Consider the following 5,775-nt stretch of genomic DNA (forward strand, 5'->3'; position numbering starts at 1 on the left):
AGGAATAACCGTAAGCAAGGCGCGTTGCCCAATTGCTACATCGGCGTTTGGAAATACAATGGCTTCACCTTCATATTCAGCTCGGTAGTCCTTTCCGGTCTCATTAGCCAACACATAACCTTTCGGAAAATCGCTGAAATTAGGGGTATCTGCCGAGAAATTAAGTGTAAAATCAGTTTTCTCTTTATTTATCACTTGATTAACTTTATAAATAAGGAAGTCTTCTGGTTGGTATTCTTTAAGCTCTAAATCAATGCCACATATCAAACGAGTTAAGGTGCTAGTCACTTCTTTAAAATTATCCATATTATTATGACCAAAGGGCATCACTTTACCTAACTCAACCGTAAAAGCTTGTGCATTAAACTTGTTGACTGAAAAGTAACTAAAGGTCGTTGTAGGGCTACCCGACAGTAAAATGGTATTGATGCCACATGCTAATAATACTTGCAGTTGGTATTTGTCCCATGCCTTGCCGTTTTGAAAAGGATAAACTGCAAATTTGTCATTTTTGGAGGTACGAATAGCAGTATGCAAATCATAATGAATTCTCTCCCGCTCTTGATTTTGATCTTTCGACAGATAAAAATGCTCAACCGCATCTTCTAACTGTTTAGCTCGGCGTCTTTCATCATTCATTTGTTGACCGGCAGCTAATTTTTGATGCTCCAAGCTAAACAAACGATTCATGTTTTCTTCAACAAAACGCTCTGCAATATCCATAGCGGGCAAGTTGCCAAATAAAAACAAAACGTTTTGTTTTACTTCTATCTCGCTAGTCAGAATGTTTTTTACTAACTGCTCACATATTTCGATTGGCGCAGTTTCGTTACCATGTATGCCACAAGAAAGCACAATATCTTTATCGCTCAAGGCTTCAGGTTCAAAGCTGATAATACCTGCTGCAATAACGGTAACTTTTGTATGATGATTGATAGAAAAGCTAAATGGCGAAGCAAATAGCGAGGCTTGAGTGCGCGACAACGACAAAAAATTGCCTTGCTGTTTTAATATTTGAATAGTGTTGTTAATGTCAGTTTGAGGGACGTTTTGCATAATAAATAACTGATAACCAAAAGATAACGTTTAAAACGAGTATATTACGCTAAACAAAAGATTAGCTGTATGCTTGTTTTTACTTAGCGACAACTTAAATGCATTTAATTTACCTCCAACTGTATGCCGATAATGAAGTTTGATAATTTTTTACTTTTGCTGGTCTAAGTAATTGCTAAATTTGCTAGTTTTTCAACTTAATATTTCGACAAGTTTCGGCCTAAAGTTGACATAAGGGGCTAGTCAACAAAGGAAAGTCATCGACTAAAAGCAGTCATTAGCAAATTTATGTTTCAATCTCTAACGCCCCAATATGCCGACGAAACGAGCGCAGCGAGTTGAGGTCGGAATAATTGGTTTGTTATATGGCAGAGCTACCAAAAGCGCCACCACTGCTTTTTATTGGGAAAGTTAAGAAGTTTCGCGTTGTCGTAGCATACACCGCAAAGAACTTTAATATTTGCGAATTCCTCAGCTTCACCTTCCCACTCCCCAGTTTTATTTACTAGGTCTTCGCACTCCGAGCACCACGCATCTGGTCTAGGGTTTTCTGGTTGCTCAATTGACCACCAAAAGCCTCTAGGCTTGCCATCTTTCAGGCTCCGAACTGTGTGCTGGCAAACAAAAGTTTCTTGCTGCTTTCCATGTTCGCAGCATTCAATATACTCGATATCATCAGCCATACTTTGGTGCCATATAACGAGGCTGTAGAAAAACAATTTCATCCATCATCATTTTATCCAATCCTCTTTCGTTTTTAATATTGGTATAGACTGCCGTTTTTTCTCGTCTATTTCAACCACGACTTGATTTCGATGATCCTATGCCGGTTAGGCCGCCATTTCACCGTAATTCGCTAGCTTCTCGATATTGTGAACCAAACAATATAAACGCCACTGATCGTTCACCTTTTGTTTGCCACGCAAACTAAACCGATTCAGCTTTTTATTCACGGTGATGTTCCCGAACACGGGTTCAACCACCGACATGCGATGACTGTAAATGTGCTTTCCCTTATCACTGTCGACCCGCGCCTTCATCCAATCGGTGTAAGTGGGTTTATCCGATACCAAAAACGAGACTTGGCGACCGTTGCCCTTTCGGTGATTCGCCGATTCCGGTCTGCGCATACAATCGTTTTTCTTTTTACACGCACTGCATTGACTGAGCCGCCCTTCAAAGTACACTTTCGTGCGACCACTGTCAGTGACTCGCTTGCCTCGATGGCTTAACGTTTGGCCTGTGGGGCAAACGCAGGTTTCCGTTACCGGGTCAAAGGCAAACTCGGTTGAGGGGATGACGGCTTTTTGTCGATCGCGCTTTGGCTTGTCTTGATGGCGCTTGCCGTGTTTTTCTTTTTGATACGTAAAGCGAGTATCGCGCTCTCTGAACTTACTATCGGGGACATAGGCATCAATCTTATCGTTAAACAACATCGCCATGTTCGCTTCGTTAGCAAAGCCCGTATCGGCAGTGACTATCGTGCCTGCTTTATAGATATCGCGTTCGATGCCTAATTGATTGAAGCGTTCTCTTGTTGCCGATAAGATGGGCTTGAGTGTGTGGTACTCCTGCCCCTCGCCAAAGGCTTGTGCGTCCACTATCACTTGATGCTTTTTATCCACGGTGGCAATGCCGTTGTAGCCTTGCACTGTACCTTTACTGGTTTTCATTTTCGCCGACTCATTGTCGGTGATATTGCTTTTAACTTCTTTTGGCCGTTGTGCTTGGCCCATCCGTGGGCTTTGCGTCTTTAGGAAGTGATCGATTTTATCGAACGCTTTATTCAAGGTCTCTACCGCTTGTTGGCTACGCTGTTCTCGCTTCTCATCCCGCGTATGTTGATCCTTTTGTGCCTTATCTTCCTGAAGGTGATGTTGAATCAAGCGTTTAATCTTATCCCGCTTTTGTTCCAACTCTTTAAAGGTGCCTGACCACTCTTTCGCTGCATTCGACGACAACTTACACCCATCAATAGCAAACAGCTCTCGGCCGATTAACCCTTCTTGCTCGCAGATTAGTACCACTTGGCTGAACAAATCTTCAATAGCATCTGAATGATTGCGCACAAAGCTCGCAATCGTCGTGAAGTGCGGAACGCTATCGCAGGACAAGGCTTTAAAAATGATGTTCGTTTCACAACACCACATAATTTCACGACTGGAAGTAATCCCTTTGGAATAAGCAAACAGAATAATCTTCAACAAGATCGCGGGATCATAGGCGCGACGGCCACCGCCATCATTACTCACACCCTCATCAAACCGAGATAAATCGATCTTACGATCGATTAAATACGCTAACGCGTATTCAAAGGTACCCGATTGCAGTTGGTCAGCGAAATTAATCACCACCATTGTGTTTTGATTAAGATTATAGGGAATGTAGTTGGCCAAAATCGTTATCTCCTTTAACAGAGTGGCCATTTTATATTATCTGATCAAAGAAATAACGTTTTTCTACAGCCTCAACGCCCACATAAAAGGCCGACTGGAGCGCAGCGTAAGGAGGTCCAGCGGAACGAAGTGGAGCGATTTTTGATGTGTTTGTTATGCATTTTTTAATAGAGTTTAAGAGTTTTATCTTTTTCCAGACCTGATACTGACCAAAGGTAAACACCAAGATTGTACAAGTCTTCTAAGCCCCTCTCCTTCGGTTCATGGCTAGGAGTCCAAAAACACCCTTTTGTATATGTAAAGCCACGTTGCGACTCAAGACACCAATTTGACCCATCTAACCCACTAATTTCATCGAGTGCATTGTATTTTAGAGCTTGTTCGTAACGACTATATATTTCATCGTATTTTTGATTCGACAGCTTGATATGTTCACGAACTATGGTTTCTGTACTTTTTTCAGATTTCTCATCGAACTGTATGCGATGTACTTTAACTGCCAGTGTACTTTTCTCTTTGGACTTACACAGCTGAGGTATCCCCAGAAATTCTATATTTAGCCTGTGCTCGGACAAATAAGCCTGCAGCTCCTGTTCCGAGCGATAAATCAGTTTTAAGGTTCGCATGGCTAAGTCCCTTGCTGTGTTTCCCAAAATTGATTGGTTAACTGATCCAATCTTCTGGTGATATTGACAGTCCTCTCCGCAACCTTGCCGCTTAATTTAACGGCATCCAGATTTTCCTGCGCATTGCTTTTGATATTAAGCACACTTTCACTGACTGAGTTCGCAACCGATGTTTGTTCATTCACTGCCCGTGCAATTTGCTCGCTCATACCGGAAATCGTGCTAATCGCATTCAGGATGTTTTCCAGCGCCTGCGCCGTGGCATGACTTTTTGCAACACCTTGTTCCGCTGCCGCTTCACCGGAGCGCATGGCACTGACTGCTTGTCGAACACCGCTCTGTAACTGCTCAATGACGTTGCGGATTTCCTTAGTTGATGCTTGAGTACGATTGGCTAAAGAGCGCACTTCATCGGCAACAACCGCGAAACCCCGGCCGAGTTCTCCTGCCCGTGCCGCCTCAATGGCCGCATTTAATGCCAGTAAATTGGTCTGGTCGGCAATGGCGAGAATAACGTCGAGGATTTTTTCAATTTCATTGCTACTAACGGCAACGTTATTGATGATCTGCGACGCAGAGTGAATGAGACGTTTCAATTCATTAATGGTACTGGCATTTTCATCAACGACCTGCTTGCCGGAGTTGGCAATTGCCAGTCCGTCAGCTGAGGCGGTGGAGGTTTCTGCTGCGTTGATGGATACGCTTTGGATACTCACGGCCATCTGTTCCATTGCCGTTGCAACCTGCTCTGTTTGTTCAAACTGACGTAAGGTGCCATTTTCAGATTGTGTTACGGCAGCACTTAAACTTTGGGCATTTTCACTTAAGGTTGACGACATATCATTGATGCGGCCAATTAATGCTGCGTTCTCAGATTCAAGTTTTTTAACCGCCAGTAACAAAGTCCCGGCTTCATCATTTCGACCGGTATAGACATAGCGCGCGACCTTATCTTCAGAAATGGTTTTGAGTTTCGATAATGCGAGCAGTAAAGGTTGGCTAAAGACGAGGACTGCGGCGCTGACAACAAAGGTACTAAAAATTGTGGCTAATAGTACGAGTAAGGCGGAGTAGTTTAAGACATAAACCAGCACCGGCAATAGTAAGCCGGCAAAGAGTGCAATCATTATTTTGGCGGGCAGTGATAGTGAATCGTCCAGCTTGCGTAAAGATTTTCCAGCCTGGATTGCGGCGTAAACTTCTTCTGCACGAGCAATAAATTCGGGCTTAGCTTTACGCCTTACCGATTGATATTCCTCGGTTCTACCATTCTTTTTAATCGGCGTAGCATAAGCATCCACCCAATAATAGTCGCCATTTTTACAGCGGTTTTTGACAATGCCCATCCAGGATTTTTCGGCGCGTAAATCAGCCCAAAACATTTTAAATACTGCGGGCGGCATATCCGGGTGGCGAACAATATGATGGTTCTGACCAATTAACTCTTCTTTGGTGAAGCCGCTGATATCAATAAAGTCTTTGTTAATGTAGGTGATTTTACCCTCAAGATTTGTCGTAGATAATATATTGGCTTTAGGTGAAAAACTTAGTTCTAGACCCGTTACCGGTAAATTCTTTTTCATTCCAGCTCCGATTTTTATAATTGTTATACAAAAGTAGGGTTATTATATTGAGGTATCCCCAGAAATTCTATATTTAAAATAAAAAGTTAGGCGATTAGGGAACATTCATGGTGG

At 42.8% G+C, this 5,775-nt stretch carries 5 protein-coding genes; all 5 read right to left on the reverse strand.

Annotated features, from left to right (window positions below; genetic code table 11):
• Positions 1–1,056 (reverse strand): succinylglutamate desuccinylase (astE, locus tag Q0688_RS22210; protein WP_299082536.1); only part of this gene is annotated, 1,056 nt, incomplete at its 3' end.
• 374 nt (positions 1,057–1,430) lie between these two features.
• On the reverse strand, positions 1,431–1,739 hold the full coding sequence (locus tag Q0688_RS22215; protein ID WP_299082538.1) for a hypothetical protein: 309 nt from the start codon (positions 1,737–1,739) through the stop codon (positions 1,431–1,433).
• Positions 1,740–1,886: 147 nt separating this feature from the next.
• Positions 1,887–3,452: an IS1182 family transposase gene (locus Q0688_RS22220; RefSeq protein ID WP_299082540.1), complete on the reverse strand. Its 1,566-nt coding sequence runs from the start codon at positions 3,450–3,452 to the stop codon at positions 1,887–1,889.
• A gap of 164 nt (positions 3,453–3,616) precedes the next feature.
• Complete coding sequence (locus Q0688_RS22225) at positions 3,617–4,078, reverse strand: hypothetical protein (protein ID WP_299082542.1); 462 nt, start codon at positions 4,076–4,078, stop codon at positions 3,617–3,619.
• A gap of 2 nt (positions 4,079–4,080) precedes the next feature.
• Positions 4,081–5,661, reverse strand: a complete 1,581-nt coding sequence (locus tag Q0688_RS22230) for a PAS domain-containing methyl-accepting chemotaxis protein (RefSeq protein WP_299082544.1) — start codon at positions 5,659–5,661, stop codon at positions 4,081–4,083.
• Positions 5,662–5,775: the final 114 nt, after the last annotated feature.

The sequence above is a fragment of the uncultured Paraglaciecola sp. genome, assembly GCF_937123705.1.
Classification (GTDB): Bacteria; Pseudomonadota; Gammaproteobacteria; order Enterobacterales; family Alteromonadaceae; genus Paraglaciecola.

Excerpts from the sequence above, each read along its gene's own strand:
- Q0688_RS22215 (WP_299082538.1), bottom strand. The coding sequence starts at position 1,739 with ATGGCTGATGATATCGAGTATATTGAATGCTGCGAACATGGAAAGCAG.
- Q0688_RS22225 (WP_299082542.1), bottom strand. The coding sequence starts at position 4,078 with ATGCGAACCTTAAAACTGATTTATCGCTCGGAACAGGAGCTGCAGGCT.
- Q0688_RS22230 (WP_299082544.1), bottom strand. The coding sequence starts at position 5,661 with ATGAAAAAGAATTTACCGGTAACGGGTCTAGAACTAAGTTTTTCACCT.